Origin of the sequence: Halobacillus sp. GSS1 (assembly GCF_017307035.1) — a bacterium.
GTDB classification, from domain to species: domain Bacteria; phylum Bacillota; class Bacilli; order Bacillales; family Halobacillaceae; genus Halobacillus; species Halobacillus litoralis.
In genome coordinates, this window is the sequence record NZ_JAFLHE010000003.1 from 251489 (window position 1) to 266531 (window position 15043).

Below are 15043 nucleotides of genomic sequence, written 5' to 3' on the forward strand. Positions count from 1 at the left end.
AGTTGACCAGGCAGGTCTGATCCCCGTACTTAGAAGGTAAGGAAAGTGCGCTTTATTTTTCACAAAGAATAATCTGGCTGAAGCACTCCAATATTTGATCGTTCAGTAAGCTCAAGGTGGATCGAGCACGTTGGCAAATAGGATTTTATTAAAAATCAAAAGGAGTCGATGAGGAATGGGACCAACACTTAGGAGTATGTTTGAGCATACGGTGGCGAAGTACGCGGGTAAAGAAGGATTGGTGGATCTACGGCTTGGTACACGCTGGACATACGGAGAATGGGACCAGGAAGTCAACCGCACTGCGAATGCGCTGAAGGCCTCAGGGGTGGAAAAAGGAGATAAAGTATCGACGGTCCTTTTTAACACAGCTGAATATGCGACGGTGCTGTTTGCCTGCATGAAGATTGGAGCGGTATTTAATCCGGTCAACTTCCGTCTCATGGAAAAAGAAATCGAGTTCATTTTAAAAGACGTTGATCCAAAGGTGGTTGTGTTTGAAAAAGCGACGGCTGCTCAAATCGCTCCAGTAGCAAAAGAGATGACAAGTATTGAGTTTTGGTCTATCGACGAAGAAAACCTGCCTTATGCGATGAACTATTATGAACGAATCGATGGGGTGACAACCGAACGACCACTGTGTGAATTGGACGAGAACGACCCTTATGCCATCATGTACACTTCTGGAACGACGGGGCTTCCGAAAGGGGTCATCCATACGCATAGAGATATGGTCGATCAAGCGCTCATCATGACCGCTTGTTTGAGACTGACAGAAGATGATCGTGGATTGACTGTCGCGCCGATTTTCCATTGTGCAGAGCTGCATTGTGCGTTCTTCCCGAGAGTGATGATTGGGGCGACAAACGTTCTGCTTCACCACTTTGATGCACCTGAAGTAATTAAAACGGTCAGGGAGGAGCAGGTAACGTCCTTCTTTGCAGCTCCAACGATGTGGAACATGATGCTGCAAGAGGAATTCACGAAAGAGGATTTCCAGACGTTGAGGCAAGGCCTCTATGGAGGAGCACCTATGGCCCCGGCTTTGACTGTGAAGCTGCATGAATCCTTAGGTGTCCAACTTCTTCAGGCCTACGGTATGACGGAGATGGGACCTGCAATTACCGCCCTTACTGAAGAAGAACAGGTCACGAAAGCAGGGTCGGCAGGCAGAGTGCTGTTGAACCATGAAGTGCGAGTGGTGAGAACGAATGAGCATGGTCCAGCCGAGCCTGAAGAGATATGTAAGCCTCACGAACTGGGGGAAATTATCGTACGGGGGCCCAGTATGATGAAGGGGTATTACAATAGGCCGGAAGCGACAGAAGAAGCCATGTACAAAGGTTGGTATCATACGGGTGACATTGGATCGTTCGATGAAGAGGGATATCTCTGGGTCAGTGACCGTGTGAAAGACATGATCATATCCGGCGGTGAAAATATCTACTCAAGAGAAGTCGAAGATGCTTTGTTCGATCATCCTGCAGTCATGGATGCAGCTGTTGTTGGTGAACCGGATGACTTGTGGGGAGAAAGGGTGGTCGCCTACATTGTCAAAAAGGACAGTGGCGTCACCGAACAAGAACTGGATGAGTTCTGTACTTCAGGAAACAGGCTTGCCCGCTACAAACGGCCGAGACGTTATGAATTTGTAGATGAACTCCCTCGTAACGCCAGCGGAAAATTACAAAAGTTCAAACTGCGTGAGCGAAGCAAAACATTATCAGAATAAAAATATTATAAAAGGCTGCCGGTGACGACCGGCAGCCTTTTATATGCATATAACTGGCTATTCAATAAAATATTCCTTCAATTTCCCGGGCAATATTCGACAAGTTATTGAAGCAATTGCTTCAATTTTTGAATGGGCTGCTGATCCCTGGCCTGTTCATACATAGAAAAAGGGCACCCATATTGAGCGATTCGGTCAGGTATTGTATGAATCGTAAACGATTCTGGTTGCAAACCTTCTGCCACCTCTACCCAATGAAGCGGGGTAGCGACAGTTGCGGCTTCAGTAGCTCTTGTTGAATACGGGGCAATGATCGTTTTGCCTTCTGCATGTTGAACATAGTCAATATACAGACGATCTCCGCGATTTTTCTTCAAGCGTTCTATTGTAAAAAGATCGGGATTTTCGTTGACAAGAAGTTTCGCCAACGTTTCGGTGATTTTCCTAGTCTCCTCATAGCTTAAGTCCCCCTCGCGAATAGGTATATGAATCTGCATGCCTTTATTTCCGGAAGTTTTGACAAAGCTTTTGACTTCAAGTTCGTCTAGAAGATGCTTTAATAATTGGGCAGCCGTAATGGCCTTACTGAAATGACTTCGATCTTTCGGATCCAAATCCAGAACTATTTCATCGGGCTTTTGACCACCAGCCTTCTCAAAGGGGATATGGTATTCCAATGCACCCTGGTTGGCAAGCCAAAGAAGAGAGTGAAGGTGGTCGCAAATGATAAACGGCTCTCCATTCTCCATCCACATTTTCAGGAAATCCGGGGCATGGTCGGGATAATGTTTTTGGTAAAAGGATTCTTCGTAAATCCCATCAGGGTAACGGATCAATGTTAACTTCTTTTCCTCTAGGAACGAGATCATGTGAGGTGCTAATTGACGGATGTAAACGAGAAAATCCTGTTTAGCAATACCCTTCCATAAAGGTTTATCCAGATTGGTCGGCTCAAAATCAGCAGGAAACAAGGAAAGATCCCACTGTTTCTTAGATTCTGTGCAATCTTCAGGAGTAAGGTCAAACCGGAATTGGTGGAAGAGGGGTTCACGAAGTTCCCCTTCCTCTGCATTTAGACAATGAACATCTACACACGTGCCGGGGTCTAAATGCCATGTGTCCTTTTTCTTTCTTCCATGTTCTTTGAAAAACGTACGGAGTGTCTCACTTTCTTCATCTGTCAGTCCATGTTTAAACTTTCCAACAGGGAGAGGGCTGTCGTCTTTATATAATCCTATATCGTAATACCCGTTCTCAGAGTCGTACTTTAGTAAAAAGCCGGAGACTGTCCTCCATTGTTTCCATTTCAGCCACTGTCTTACGCGGTCACCAGGCTGATACTTGCTCTTTTTCATTTTTGCAATGATCCCCTCAGCTAAGTGCAGCTCAGCGATGGTTAGGATGTCCTCTACTTCCTCATATACATCAATACATTTAATTTGGGGGTGCCTTAGCTTTCCGATAAGCTTCTTCAAGTTTTCTTTTCTTGTTAATAGAGGAGTAGCGCCTTTTTCAATTTTGTCAAAAGCCATGAAGGTAGCGGGCCTTCGTTTAGAAGAAGCCTTTATTTTTTCTTTACTTCGCATTCTTCCTCTTGTTTGTAAAGCTTCAAAGTTTGCCTGATAGGGAGTATTCAATAGGACCAGTTCGCCATCAAGTGTAATAGGGAGGAGGCTTTTAGGAATATCCACCTGAACAATTTCAGGAAAACGTTCGCTCATATCTTTTCCATTCCGGCTCCAAAGCTTGACCCCTTCTACGCTTGCTTCGAGAATAGCCCTGAAACCATCATACTTCACTTCATATACCCACTCATCTCCCTCCGGCAGTTCCGTCGTCCCTGTCAAAAGCATCGGCTTCATTTCCTCATCTCCTTTCTATTCAGCTTTCTTCCACAAAAGCTCCCTCTAGTTGAAGATTCAGTTTCAAGATGTTAGTGGGAGCTTAGGGGCTGCGGGAAAAGGTTCGCTTTCCATGGGGCGGGCGGTGAGCCTCCTCAGGCTAGGCCTTCCGGGGTCTCACCTGTCCCACACGTCCCATAGGAGTCTCACCGTTTCCCCGCAGCCCCATCCACTCAATAAACATCTCGAAACTGAGTCTTCAACTATGCTGCCATTTAGTTAGAATAGGTTAGGCTTTTTTATGTAGTTTATCCATAGAGGAGAAACATATTTTTCGTGGATCTCGTGAAACCTATAGGAAAAAGGAGTGATCGGGATGCACACGATGTGGAAAGGGACCATCAGCTTCGGACTTGTGAATATTCCGGTGAAACTGCATGCTGCAACAGAGAATAAGGACATCAAACTGCGCCAGCTACATGAAGAATGTAAATCACCAGTCGAATATGAGAAACGCTGCCCGGTATGTGATCGGGATATTGAGAGTGAAGAGATTGTCAAAGCTTATGAATATGCGAAGAACAAGTTTGTCGTTTTAGACAAAGAAGATCTGGAACAGTTGAAGAAAGAACAGGAAGATAAAGCGGTCGAAATCATTGATTTTGTTAAATTGGAAGAAATCGATCCGATTTATTTTGAGCGGAGTTATTTTATTTCTCCAAGCGAGGGAGGATCAAAAGCGTACAGCCTCCTTCGTCAGGCACTTGGTGATACGGAGAAGATTGGCATTGCTAAAATCATCATCCGCTCCAAGGAACAACTGGCGATTGTCCGTGTTTATGAGAATACGCTTGTCATGGAAACCATTCATTATCCTGATGAAGTCAGGTCTGTCCAGGATGTGCCGAATGTTCCTGAAGAAACAGAGTTGAGTAAGAAAGAGTTGAGTACGGCGGTGACGTTGATTGATCAATTGACGGCAGAATTCGACCCTGAGAAATATAAAGATGAATACCGAACGGCGCTGATGGAACTGATCGAAGCGAAGAAAAACAATGAAGAAGTTACAACGGCCAAAGACAAGCCGAAGCCGGATAACGTAACAAATTTAATGGATGCATTGGAAAAATCTTTGGAGAAAACAAAAGGGTCCAAGAAGAAGAAAACAACGAAGAAAAAGACGACCACATCCGGTAAGAAAAAGACGTCCTGACAGGGTTTTACCGTCTATAAAACCTCCTTCTGTAGTATAATGTAGAGGATAGGATTAAAGTTCGGAGGGATATGATGACCGTACGTTCTGAGGAAGAAGTGGAATTACTTATGCGTCCGGCCCTGGCTTCTCTTGCTGTCGAGGGAGACCGCTTGAGCAAGAAGCAGAAACTGCTTGTGAAAAAGTGCCTGACAGGGGAGATCTCTCACGAGGAATTCGTAACCCGGGCGTTGGAACTGGCTCGTCATGCCTAACACTAGGTATGGGAATGAAAAGTCGAAGTATTGTTATCCGGGGTCAAATGTATTAATCAACCATTTTGACATTAAGGATGAGAAACAACTGGCAGCCTTGGAGTCGATGTTTACGGCGCAAAGGCTTGCTGAGCTTCAATCAACCCCGATTGATGGGGATTTCGACTTGCGCCACTTACAGAAGATCCATGCGCGCCTATTTTCAGATCTTTATCCTTTTGCTGGAGAAATTCGAACAGAGAATATTACAAAGGACGGATTTTCTTTTGCTCAAGCCAGGTTCATACTCGATGCGGCAGAGCCCATATTTCAACAGATGATGAGAGAAGATTGGAAAAGTATGAACAGGGTTCTGATTGTAGATAAATTGGTCTATTACATGTCAGAAATTAATGTGCTCCATCCTTTTAGAGAAGGAAACGGGAGGAGTTTACGGGAGTTCATTCGATGCGTAGCTTTGGAAGCAGGATATCGTTTGGATTGGTCCGTAGTACCACCAGAAGCCATCTTTAAAGCGAGTGTGCAATCTGTCAAAGATGTAAGCGCTCTTGCTCAGGTTATTAGTCAATCCTTAACCAACTACCAGAAACCTTCAGCCTGAAACAGGGCTGAAGGTTTTTTTATGAAGAACGAGGAGTCCACTTGAATAAAAAAAGCACAGCCGGGCCAAAAGTTGGAACTACGATTCGAATAGGAAGTGGTCTAGGATGAGGTTTTTAGGGATAGGGGATAGTGGCTTACCTAAAACAAGTCAGATGGCTAAGTCATCTGACTTGTTTAATCTTTTATTGAGATCGCCGCGCGCCAAAGAACGGCGGCCTTTCACCAAAAGAATACGGCTTTGAACCTAACTAGTATTTTATCTCTTTAAATATAAGAGGTTGTTCCACTATAATAAAAATAACTGAAAATTCAAAACTTAGACTCATCTAAATTCTAGAAGGAGGACGTTATGATGACCAGCCTTTCCTTCAGAGAGGTATGGGAAGCGAAGAGTCGCATAGCTTCGTTTGTCCAATCCACTCCTATCCTTTATTCAGAGCCTCTTTCTGAGCGTACCGGAGCACGTGTTCACTTGAAACTTGAACATACCCACCCTACGGGGTCATTCAAGCTCAGAGGAGCAGCTAACAAAATTCTATCTCTTCCCGAGGAGGACTTAAAGAAAGGGGTAACTACCTTTTCAACGGGTAATCATGGGATCTCTGTTGCCTATATAGCAGCACAATTAGGAATTCCTTGTACAGTTTGTATTTCGAATCGTGTTCCGGAGGCTAAGGTTAACCGGTTGAAAAAGCTGCAAGCTGTGGTTGAAGTCGTCGGGCACAGTCAAGATGACGCAGAAGCAAGGTGTACGGAATTGGAAAGAGATGAAGGGATGACCGTGATCAAGCCTTTTGACGATCGGGAAATTATCGCCGGCCAGGGCACGATTGCGCTTGAGATTATGGAGCAGTGTCCGGATGTCGATGAGGTCATCATTCCCTTGTCCGGAGGAGGACTGCTGTCCGGGGTTGCTTTTGTTATGAAATCTATTGAACCTTCCATACTAGTAACGGGTGTGACGATGCAGAAGGGAGCGGTCATGCAGGAAAGCCTCGCCAAGGGGAAACCTGTCATCCTCGAGGAGTCTTATACCCTGGCTGACAGCCTGCTTGGAGGAATTGGGACAGAGAATCGTTACACTTTTCCCATGACGAAAGCTTTTATGGATAAAGGAGTGCTTGTGGAAGAGGCGCATATTGAAGAAGGGCTGATCTTCACTCTCGAACACCATAAGATGGTTGTGGAAGGAGCAGCGGCCACAGGGATTGGCCACTTGCTTCATTGTAATGCTCTACAAGGAAAAAATGTCGTAGTCGTCATGACAGGAAACAATATCGATCATGAAGCGGTTACAAATCTTTTGGCTAAATCGTAATTGGGGGAGGAGTGGAGATGGGGGTTGCGGTGAAGGAAGTCTTAAAACTTCCCGTTCTCGAAAAAGCGAAAGTGCAGACAGAGGTGTATCATCGCCAGGTAGACTGGATCTCCGTGATTGAAACACCTGTGGAAAACTTTGTAAGAAACAATGAATTTGTGTTAAGTACAGGGGTTGGGTGCGGAGAGGATGTGCTGGCACTAGAAGAATATGTGAGGGATGTCATCCGTTCGGAAGCATCTGTGCTGGCGTTTGCCACAGGGCGTCATCTTTATAAAATCCCGGATCGGGTGTTAAAACTTGCGGAGCAACATGAGTTGATTGTAATGGAAATTCCATGGGAGGTCCGTTTCGGAGATATTTTACAGGACGTTTTACGATTGATTAATGAGGAGAACCGCCAAGAGCAGCAAAGGACGGAAGAAATACGACAAGAGTTAATCAACTGTGTTCTAAACGGAAAAGGACTGCAGGAGATCACATCCATCATCTATCAGAACACAGGTATTCCAACCGCGATCAGTGATCACAACAAACAGATCCGGGCGAATCAGTATTTTGATCGTTACTACATCGATGTCCTGAATGGGCATGAGCTTTCACAGGAAGGCACCCTTGTAGAAACCGAAATGGACAGTGAGCACCCGCTCCGCCATTACATTGAAACCTATGAAATCGGTGATCAGAAATGCTACCAGCTTACCATTTTATCGAACTATAAGAAACAAGGATATATCCTCTTTAAGCCAAAGGAAGATAAGGAGTTAACCTGGGTGAACCTTCATATCCTTGAGCATGCGCTTACCGCATGTGCCTTATATTTCGTAAAAGAGAATGCCATTGAAATGACTGAAATCAGGCTTAAGGATAACTTCCTGCTGGATTTAGCCAAGCGGGAGAGGGAGATGGACAGAGCTCTTTTATCAAAAGCACAGCTGCTTGGTTATGACCTGGAGAAGCCTTATATTTGTCTTGTCGGCCACATCCGGTTCGTTCAGCCGGAGGAGGAGCGCACCTCTTTAACGATGCCTCAGGTCAAGTCGTCATCAATCAACAGTCGGAATTATTACATTCAGAAGGAAGTCACACATGCGGGAGATGCCCTGCATAGGAGGACGATGACCACTTTTGATGAAGGGGAGGTCATCGTTTATTTGGAAACAGACCGGCCGGATTACGGAGAAACCGCGAATCAGTTTCTTGACCTGATTGAGCGGAGACTTCATGAGTTGTTGAAGGGGATTACGATCAGCTGGGGGATCTCCTGCCATAAAGGGGGGTATCAGGTTTTTCATAAAAGTTATGAAGAGGCGGAAACGGCACTGAAAATCGGTCAGCAGCATGAAGAAGGGGAGCGGACGTTTTTCAGTGATACACGGATGAATCGCTTGCTCATGGCTCTTTCTCATGAAGAAGAAATCGGAGCAATTGTCTATGATACGTTAGAGAAGCTGATTGATTATGACCAGAAACGGCAGACAGAACTCATTCATACGTTTATGGTCTACAACAAATACAACAGCAATGTCAGTCAGACCGCCCGTGCCCTGAATTTGCACCGTCAATCCTTGCTGCATAGATTGAGGAACATTGAACATTTGACTGGGCTTTCCCTGCTCAATGCGGACGATCTTTTTTTGTTGGAGTTGAGCGTCAGGTTGTGGCTATTGAAAAAGGTGGATGCATAGAGCGCCTCCTTTTTACGGCGCTCTATTTTTCATCTTTGACGGTCGTTTTCCATTCGCCCTGATTGGTCCCACGTCGATCCAGCTTGACGGTCCACTGGTCGGATTCTTTATCAAAAGAAAGCAGAGAAACTATCAGCACATCGGCCTTTTCCGGTTCTTTTTCAGATAATGCTGTAGAAAGAGCTTCAGAAGCTTTTAAGTCTGCTCCCTCTACTTCACTCATTTCAAGCTCCTGGACTTTTTCAGCGGTGGCTTGTTCAGGGTAGGACTCAGCGATATCCCCGTCTACCCAGACCTCGACCTGTTTGCCGACCCATAGACCTTTAGGAGCTCCGGATACCCACATGGCCCTTCCTTCCTCCCCTGACCCATCATCCATCGGTGTGACAACCAGAATACTGTCCTCATCCTGATCCATGACAAACCCGCTCATGTCCGGGTCGGATACTTCTGCTTCCACTTCCTTCTGGTCTACTTCCTCCGTTTCTGACAGCCCACATCCACTAAGGCATAAAGAGAAAAACATGAACATACCAGGCATCCATCTCATTTTCATCATTCACACACTCCTTATCTTCTTAATGATGACGTTTGAACGGGAGCAAAAGTTTCACATGACAGAAACATCCAATTTTGTTATGATGAAAATCACCAAGCGAATAAGTTTATGAAACTACTAGGGGAGCCTGAATGGGCTGAGAGGAAAGCGAGCGAGCTTTCTGACTCTTACAAACCTGATCTGGTTAATACCAGCGGAGGGAAGTAGTCTGACGATACGTGTATCGGCTTACTGCATACCAGGCCAGGTCCTCTAAGGATCTGGCTTTTTTATTTGCCTCCATTCTTCTCCCGTTTAGAAAGGTGGTGAAATATGAAAAACACAAAGCTACTCACAACGATGGCTGTGCTTGTGGCGATCGGGACGCTCGGGGCGCAATTCCTTTGGTTCCCGGCCGGTATTGCGAAAGCTTATCCTGTCCAGCATGCGGTTAATGTGATTGCGGCGGTGGTGCTTGGCCCCGTGCCGGCGGTCATGATTGCTTTTGTTATCGGGCTTTTACGTTTCTTATTAGGGGTCGGCACCTTTCTTGCTTTTCCGGGCGGGATGTTTGGTGCATTATTGGCAGGGATTTTTTACAGGATGTTTGAAAGAAAAAGTTCTGCGGTGATTGGTGAAGTGCTCGGTACTGGAGTCATCGGAGCTTTGGCATCTGTCCCGATCGCACACGTCTTGATGGGAAGTTCAGCTGGTGTTTTTGCATTTGTTCCTTCTTTTGTCGTAAGCAGTGTCTCGGGGGCTTTCATTGCTGCCTTCATTTTATCACGAGTGAAAGTTGAAAACATGATCTTACAACCATAATACACGGAAACTGCTAGGGGCGCGAGTATTCGCTGAGATAAGGAAACATTCCTTGGTCCCTCAATACCTGATCCGGGTCATGCCGGCGGAGGGAAGTAGTAAGAATCCCCTTCTGTCCTCTAGTAGCTTCCGAGAATAATAGGAGGCTCTACCATGTCTTTTTCCAAACAATTAAGAAATGAAAATCAGGATATCTATCAAAAAATATTCACTCATCCCTTCGTCCAGGGGATCGGGAAAGGAGAGGTATCAAAAGAAGCGTTGATTCATTATATCAAGGCTGATTATGAATATCTGAATGCTTTTATGCATGTGTATGGAATCGCTATTTCCAAGTCCCCTTGTAGAGAAGACATTCAACTGTTTAATAAGCAAATCGATTTTGTGTTGAACAGCGAGATCCATCCTCATAACAATTTTTGTGAACAGATTGGCGTTTCCTATGAAGAGCTTCAAGGGTATCCGTTGCCGCCGACTGCTGATCACTATATAAAGCATATGCTATTTCATGCCCATAATGGGGGGATCGGTGAAATATTAGCGGCCTTGCTTCCATGCCCGTGGACCTATTATGAAATCGGGGTCGAGCTTAAGAACCACTACCAGCCAGGGGTTGACCATCCTTTTCTCCCTTGGATCGATTTTTATGCCGATGCAGAGGTGAACAGTCTGACGGCGGTGTTATGTGAGCGGCTTGATCAGTATGCTGCACAAGCGTCTGAACTAGAAAAACAGCGGATGAGAGAAGCTTTTCGTAAAAGCTGTCAGCTGGAATATGCTTTTTGGGATATGGCTTACACACAAGAACAATGGCCTTGTGAAAAGGAGGTTGTGAGATGAGACAAGTATCATGTGCGCTGACAATTGCAGGGACTGATCCGAGTGGTGGCGCGGGTATACAGGCAGACTTGAAGACGTTCCAGGAATTGAAGAGTTACGGGATGAGTGTTGTAACTTCAGTCGTTTCCCAAAACACGACAGGTGTGAAGGATGTTCATCACCTCCCGGAAAACTTCATTAAGAGTCAACTGGAAGCTATTTCTGAGGATATGCCTGTTCATGCACTGAAAACTGGGATGATTGCCAATAAGGGGATGATGAAAGTCATCAGTGAATGGTTGAATGAAGTGGCTGCTCCTTACATCATGGACCCTGTCATGGTTGCCCAGAGCGGGGACCCTTTGATTGAAAAAGAAGATCAACGGTATTTAAAAGAATATCTTGTACCCAGGACATCACTCGTCACTCCTAACATCCCTGAAGCTGAAGTCCTTGTCGGAGGAAAAATTAAAACAGAAGCAGATATGAAAGAAGCAGCCGAAATAATTGTGAAAGATTTAGGTGCAGGAGCGTCTCTTGTCAAAGGGGGCCATCTCGATGGAAGAGCGGTTGATTTTCTATATGATGGTGGACGTGTCTATGAATTTGAATCTGAACGGATTAATTCTTCAAATACGCATGGCACAGGGTGCACGTACTCAGCAGCCATTACGGCTTACCTGAGTCAGGGACACGCTTTGCCACAAGCTGTCAAAGAAGCCAAATACTTCGTAACAGAAGCGATTCGCCACTCCTTCGACTTAGGAAAAGGAAGCGGACCGACCAATCATTTTGCTTTACGTGAGGAGGTTTTCAACAAATGGCTGTAAGTGTTATCGAAAGAGTAAGAACACAGCGCCCACTGATTCATCACATCACGAATTCAGTGGTGATGAATTTTACAGCGAACGGTCTTTTAGCTTTTGGAGGATCGCCGATCATGGCCAATGCCACACAGGAAGTGGCGGATGTCACCCGATTGTCTCAAGGACTGTTATTGAATATAGGAACGCTTCATGAAGAACAGGTGAAAGCCATGATCCTTGCTGGGAAAGCTGCAAATCAAATCGGCATTCCTATCGTCTTCGATCCTGTCGGCGCTCCTGCTACTCGTTATCGTTCAGATGCATGTCAGAGGATCTTGCAGGAGGTGACTCCGACGGTTATTAAAGGGAATGCCGGAGAACTTGCCCATCTCATCGGTCTGAATGTGGAAACGCAAGGCGTAGACTCCACAGGAGCAGCTGATTCCGAAGCCATCGTCCGCTTAGTAGCGGAGAAATATCAGACTGGAGCCGTCTGTACAGGAGAACAGGATGTCGGATGTATCGATGGGGATGTTTTTGTCAATGAAACAGGACATCCTCTCCTTGCTCAAATTACAGGATCTGGCTGTTTGCTTGGTTCTTTGCTTACAGCAAGCTTAGCGGTAGAAGGAAGTCCTAAAGAGAAGGTGCTGGCAACATTAAGCCATTATGGACGGGCGGCGGAACAAGCAGCAGGTCAACCTGATGTCAAAGGACCAGGGACATTCATACCGCGGTTTGTCGATGCTTTAGCAAGGGGGGAGGAGGCATGAAAGCTTCTACCCTTCGAAAATACTTCGTCATGGGCAGCCAAAACTGTGCCAAAGATCCTTTGAGTATTTTGGATGAAGCGATTGAAGCTGGAATCACGTGCTTCCAATATAGAGAAAAAGGAGAAGGCGCTCTAACTGGAGAGGCGATGTACAGTCTCGGTCATAAGCTGCGTCAACGTTGTGCTGAAGCGGGTATTTTATTTATTGTTAACGATGACATCGAACTTTTTGATGTGCTTCAAGCTGATGGAATACATGTGGGGCAGAGTGATCGAAGTGTGAAAGAAATTCGTTCAAAATATCCTGATACAATCATAGGGTTATCGGTATCCGATCGGACAGAATTAGAACAGAGTCCTGTCCATCTTGTCGACTATTTAGGTGTAGGTCCGATGTACAGGACAATGACGAAGAAAGACGCTAGCCCTGTAGCAGGACCTGACTGGGTCAAGGTCGTCAAACGTGAGTATCCAAGCATACCTGTAGTCGGCATTGGAGGGATCCACCCTGAAAATGCTGGAAGAGTAATGGAAGCGGGAGCGGACGGTGTCGCTGTCATTTCAGCCATTACACACGCCCCGGACATATCGTCCGTTGTACAAGCGATATGAAGCAAAAAGGAACTCATGCCGAAGCATGAGTTCCTTTTATGCTGGGGAGTGGATGTGGAGTCCACTTGACCCCTTTACTTTTTTCACCCGGGGTTTTTGTTGATGCAACTATTAAACCTAAGACGTCTACCAATCAAATTCGTTCACAATCCATATAACAGCCCTATGGCTGAAGATATGTAGGACCTAGTACCTGAAACGACTGACTTGTTCCTGAAGATTGCCAGCTTCTTGAGCTAATGTTTCACTCGCAGATGTAATTTCCTGGATAGATGCATTTTGCTGCTCTGTCGTAGCGGCCACGTGCTGGGATTGTTCTGAAGCCTGGACAGCGAAGTTCTTAACCGCTTCAAAAGACTCTACGAGACTTTGAATATGATGAGTCATCGATTGGATGGATCCCGTGATATCGTTCATCCCTCCAGACAGATCATGGACATCTGCCGTAATCGTTTTAAACGTCTGCTCAGCTTCTCCGACCACATTCACACCGGATTTGACAGCATCATCACTTTTATTCATAAACTGAACGGCTTCCTGGGTTTTTTGTTGGATATCATATACCAGCTGCATGATGTGATTCGCCGATTGACTGGACTGCTCGGCCAGTTTCCTTACTTCTTCGGCTACTACAGCAAAACCCTTTCCATGCTCACCTGCCCGAGCTGCTTCAATGGCCGCATTCAACGCGAGCAAGTTCGTCTGTTCAGAGATATCTGTAATCAGAGATACGATTTTGCCAATTTCATTGGATTTTTTCTCGAGAACCTGAATTGTACCACTTGTGGTATTGGTATGATCGTTGATTTCATGCATTTGCTGTAGGGCAGTATGAATAAGCTTCTCTCCTGATCCGGATGTTTCTGCGGTCTGATTCGACTTCGCTGAGAGGTCGATCATTTGAGTGGAAATGATTTGAATATTTGATGATATATCATGAATCCATTCGGATGATTCATTGGCATTGTCCATCTGTCGATCAGATCCTGCCGCTACTTCTTGAATAGCTGTTGTTACTTGTTCTGCCGCAAGTGAATTTTCTTCCGCGTTGGCGTTCAATTGTTGGGAAGCAGCTGCCACTTGTTCTGAAGAAGCAGAAACAGACTGGATCAGCGCCTTCAGGTTGTTTTTCATTGTATTGAAATTTTCCACGAGCACGCCTATTTCGTCCTTGTTCGACACTTGAAGGTCGGCTGCAGTGAAATCTCCTTCAGCAATCCTTGTAGAGTGGTCAGATAACTGTTTGATCGGCTTTGTTAAGCGATTGGAGAAGAACCATATGATGATGGCACCTAAAATCAACGATACTCCAAGCGTGATTAATAATGTGTTTAAGATCTGACTGGCTCCGCTGTTGAAATCCATCATGTATGTGCCTGAGACGACAATCCAGCCCCAAGATGGCTCGTAAAGGGAGTAGGATACTTTAGGGGCAACGGTATCAGGATCCCCCGGCAACGGCCATTCAAAATAGGTGAAACCGCCTCCGTTGGTTCCATTTGCGATAAGCTCCTGTGCGACCATGACTCCATTTGAGTCTTGGGATTCCCATATATTTTCCCCTTCAAGGGAAGGGTGGGCTAATTCGGTTCCCTTTTCATCCAACACGAAAAAGTAACCGTTTTCACCAAGGTCAATAGTTGAGCTGATCGGACGAGTTCCATCTTCCTGCATGGGTCCGAGGAGTTGTTCTTTTACTGTTTCTTGTGCTTCTTCCAGGGAGAGGGTCCCTGCCTGAACCGATTGATTAGCAATTTCAATCATGTCCACCGCTTGTTCTACACTGTTTTTTAGGTTTGTCTTTCCAAGTTCATCAAGACTCCCTTTACTAGACTGGTAGCCGATCAATCCAATAATTAATGACGGGATAGCCAAAAGCAACAATCCCATAATGAATACCTTTGCCCGGATTGTCCGGTTCATTTTCCAAAAGCTTCTCATACTCCAAACCCCTTCTTCTGTGTCTTTTCTCTCTTTTCCTTAATATCGGAAGAAGGGGGGTGGATTTATATACGTGGCACAAAA

The 15043-nt window shown here is 45.5% G+C and carries 14 protein-coding genes and 2 riboswitches; of the genes, 11 read left to right on the forward strand and 3 right to left on the reverse strand.

The features are described from left to right. Positions 1 to 175: 175 nt before the first annotated feature. Complete coding sequence (gene menE, locus J0K78_RS09690) at positions 176 to 1732, forward strand: o-succinylbenzoate--CoA ligase (RefSeq protein WP_206946506.1); 1557 nt, start codon at positions 176 to 178, stop codon at positions 1730 to 1732. 104 nt (positions 1733 to 1836) lie between these two features. Here menE and ligD read toward each other — a convergent pair whose 3' ends face one another. Further along, positions 1837 to 3594 carry a DNA ligase D gene (gene ligD, locus J0K78_RS09695; RefSeq protein ID WP_206946508.1) on the reverse strand — a complete coding sequence of 586 codons (1758 nt, stop codon included), beginning with the start codon at positions 3592 to 3594 and terminating at the stop codon, positions 1837 to 1839. 355 nt (positions 3595 to 3949) lie between these two features. Here ligD and ku point away from each other — a divergent pair, with 355 nt between their 5' ends. From ku to J0K78_RS09720, 5 genes are all read left to right on the forward strand, one after another. Further along, complete coding sequence (gene ku / locus J0K78_RS09700; RefSeq protein ID WP_206946509.1) at positions 3950 to 4786, forward strand: non-homologous end joining protein Ku; 837 nt, start codon at positions 3950 to 3952, stop codon at positions 4784 to 4786. 74 nt (positions 4787 to 4860) lie between these two features. Beyond that, a complete protein-coding gene (locus J0K78_RS09705; protein ID WP_089654689.1) occupies positions 4861 to 5040 on the forward strand; it encodes a hypothetical protein in 180 nt (59 codons plus the stop codon). Next, entirely contained in the window at positions 5033 to 5641 is a 609-nt protein-coding gene (locus J0K78_RS09710) for a Fic/DOC family protein (protein WP_206946511.1), read from the forward strand. Before J0K78_RS09705 ends, J0K78_RS09710 begins: the two co-directional genes overlap by 8 nt. Positions 5642 to 5995: 354 nt before the next feature. Then, complete coding sequence (locus J0K78_RS09715) at positions 5996 to 6961, forward strand: threonine/serine dehydratase (RefSeq protein ID WP_242517807.1); 966 nt, start codon at positions 5996 to 5998, stop codon at positions 6959 to 6961. Positions 6962 to 6978: 17 nt separating this feature from the next. After that, positions 6979 to 8649 carry a PucR family transcriptional regulator gene (locus J0K78_RS09720; RefSeq protein WP_206946515.1) on the forward strand — a complete coding sequence of 557 codons (1671 nt, stop codon included), beginning with the start codon at positions 6979 to 6981 and terminating at the stop codon, positions 8647 to 8649. A gap of 22 nt (positions 8650 to 8671) precedes the next feature. Here the strand turns inward: J0K78_RS09720 and J0K78_RS09725 are convergent, their stop codons facing one another. Further along, a complete protein-coding gene (locus J0K78_RS09725) occupies positions 8672 to 9208 on the reverse strand; it encodes a DUF3221 domain-containing protein (RefSeq protein ID WP_206946517.1) in 537 nt (178 codons plus the stop codon). Between the two features lie 109 nt (positions 9209 to 9317). Further along, positions 9318 to 9427: riboswitch (TPP riboswitch) on the forward strand. A gap of 93 nt (positions 9428 to 9520) precedes the next feature. On the opposite strand from J0K78_RS09725, the gene thiW reads away from it, so the two are divergent. The 5 genes from thiW (at position 9521) to thiE (ending at position 13018) form a co-directional block, all read left to right on the forward strand. Continuing rightward, positions 9521 to 10009, forward strand: coding sequence for an energy coupling factor transporter S component ThiW (gene thiW / locus J0K78_RS09730; RefSeq protein WP_206946519.1), 489 nt, complete (start codon positions 9521 to 9523; stop codon positions 10007 to 10009). A 5-nt stretch (positions 10010 to 10014) separates the two neighbouring features. Then, positions 10015 to 10120: riboswitch (TPP riboswitch) on the forward strand. Between the two features lie 42 nt (positions 10121 to 10162). After that, positions 10163 to 10849 (forward strand): thiaminase II, encoded by a 687-nt coding sequence (gene tenA / locus J0K78_RS09735; protein WP_206946520.1) that lies wholly within the window; start codon positions 10163 to 10165, stop codon positions 10847 to 10849. After that, positions 10846 to 11658 carry a bifunctional hydroxymethylpyrimidine kinase/phosphomethylpyrimidine kinase gene (thiD, locus tag J0K78_RS09740; protein WP_206946521.1) on the forward strand — a complete coding sequence of 271 codons (813 nt, stop codon included), beginning with the start codon at positions 10846 to 10848 and terminating at the stop codon, positions 11656 to 11658. Before tenA ends, thiD begins: the two co-directional genes overlap by 4 nt. Continuing rightward, entirely contained in the window at positions 11649 to 12407 is a 759-nt protein-coding gene (gene thiM / locus J0K78_RS09745; protein ID WP_206946522.1) for a hydroxyethylthiazole kinase, read from the forward strand. The genes thiD and thiM overlap by 10 nt, the downstream gene beginning before the upstream one ends. Beyond that, complete coding sequence (thiE, locus tag J0K78_RS09750; RefSeq protein WP_206946523.1) at positions 12404 to 13018, forward strand: thiamine phosphate synthase; 615 nt, start codon at positions 12404 to 12406, stop codon at positions 13016 to 13018. Before thiM ends, thiE begins: the two co-directional genes overlap by 4 nt. A gap of 186 nt (positions 13019 to 13204) precedes the next feature. Here thiE and J0K78_RS09755 read toward each other — a convergent pair whose 3' ends face one another. Further along, a complete protein-coding gene (locus tag J0K78_RS09755) occupies positions 13205 to 14959 on the reverse strand; it encodes a methyl-accepting chemotaxis protein (protein ID WP_206946524.1) in 1755 nt (584 codons plus the stop codon). Positions 14960 to 15043 lie beyond the last annotated feature (84 nt).

What these genes read in the sequence shown, in the direction of transcription:
- ku (WP_206946509.1), top strand. Translation starts at nt 3,950, where the DNA reads ATGCACACGATGTGGAAAGGGACCATCAGCTTCGGACTTGTGAATATT.
- menE (WP_206946506.1), top strand. Translation starts at nt 176, where the DNA reads ATGGGACCAACACTTAGGAGTATGTTTGAGCATACGGTGGCGAAGTAC.
- thiM (WP_206946522.1), top strand. Translation starts at nt 11,649, where the DNA reads ATGGCTGTAAGTGTTATCGAAAGAGTAAGAACACAGCGCCCACTGATT.
- thiW (WP_206946519.1), top strand. Translation starts at nt 9,521, where the DNA reads ATGAAAAACACAAAGCTACTCACAACGATGGCTGTGCTTGTGGCGATC.
- J0K78_RS09705 (WP_089654689.1), top strand. Translation starts at nt 4,861, where the DNA reads ATGACCGTACGTTCTGAGGAAGAAGTGGAATTACTTATGCGTCCGGCC.
- thiD (WP_206946521.1), top strand. Translation starts at nt 10,846, where the DNA reads ATGAGACAAGTATCATGTGCGCTGACAATTGCAGGGACTGATCCGAGT.
- J0K78_RS09715 (WP_242517807.1), top strand. Translation starts at nt 5,996, where the DNA reads ATGACCAGCCTTTCCTTCAGAGAGGTATGGGAAGCGAAGAGTCGCATA.
- J0K78_RS09755 (WP_206946524.1), bottom strand. Translation starts at nt 14,959, where the DNA reads ATGAGAAGCTTTTGGAAAATGAACCGGACAATCCGGGCAAAGGTATTC.
- J0K78_RS09710 (WP_206946511.1), top strand. Translation starts at nt 5,033, where the DNA reads ATGCCTAACACTAGGTATGGGAATGAAAAGTCGAAGTATTGTTATCCG.
- J0K78_RS09720 (WP_206946515.1), top strand. Translation starts at nt 6,979, where the DNA reads ATGGGGGTTGCGGTGAAGGAAGTCTTAAAACTTCCCGTTCTCGAAAAA.
- thiE (WP_206946523.1), top strand. Translation starts at nt 12,404, where the DNA reads ATGAAAGCTTCTACCCTTCGAAAATACTTCGTCATGGGCAGCCAAAAC.
- J0K78_RS09725 (WP_206946517.1), bottom strand. Translation starts at nt 9,208, where the DNA reads ATGATGAAAATGAGATGGATGCCTGGTATGTTCATGTTTTTCTCTTTA.
- ligD (WP_206946508.1), bottom strand. Translation starts at nt 3,594, where the DNA reads ATGAAGCCGATGCTTTTGACAGGGACGACGGAACTGCCGGAGGGAGAT.
- tenA (WP_206946520.1), top strand. Translation starts at nt 10,163, where the DNA reads ATGTCTTTTTCCAAACAATTAAGAAATGAAAATCAGGATATCTATCAA.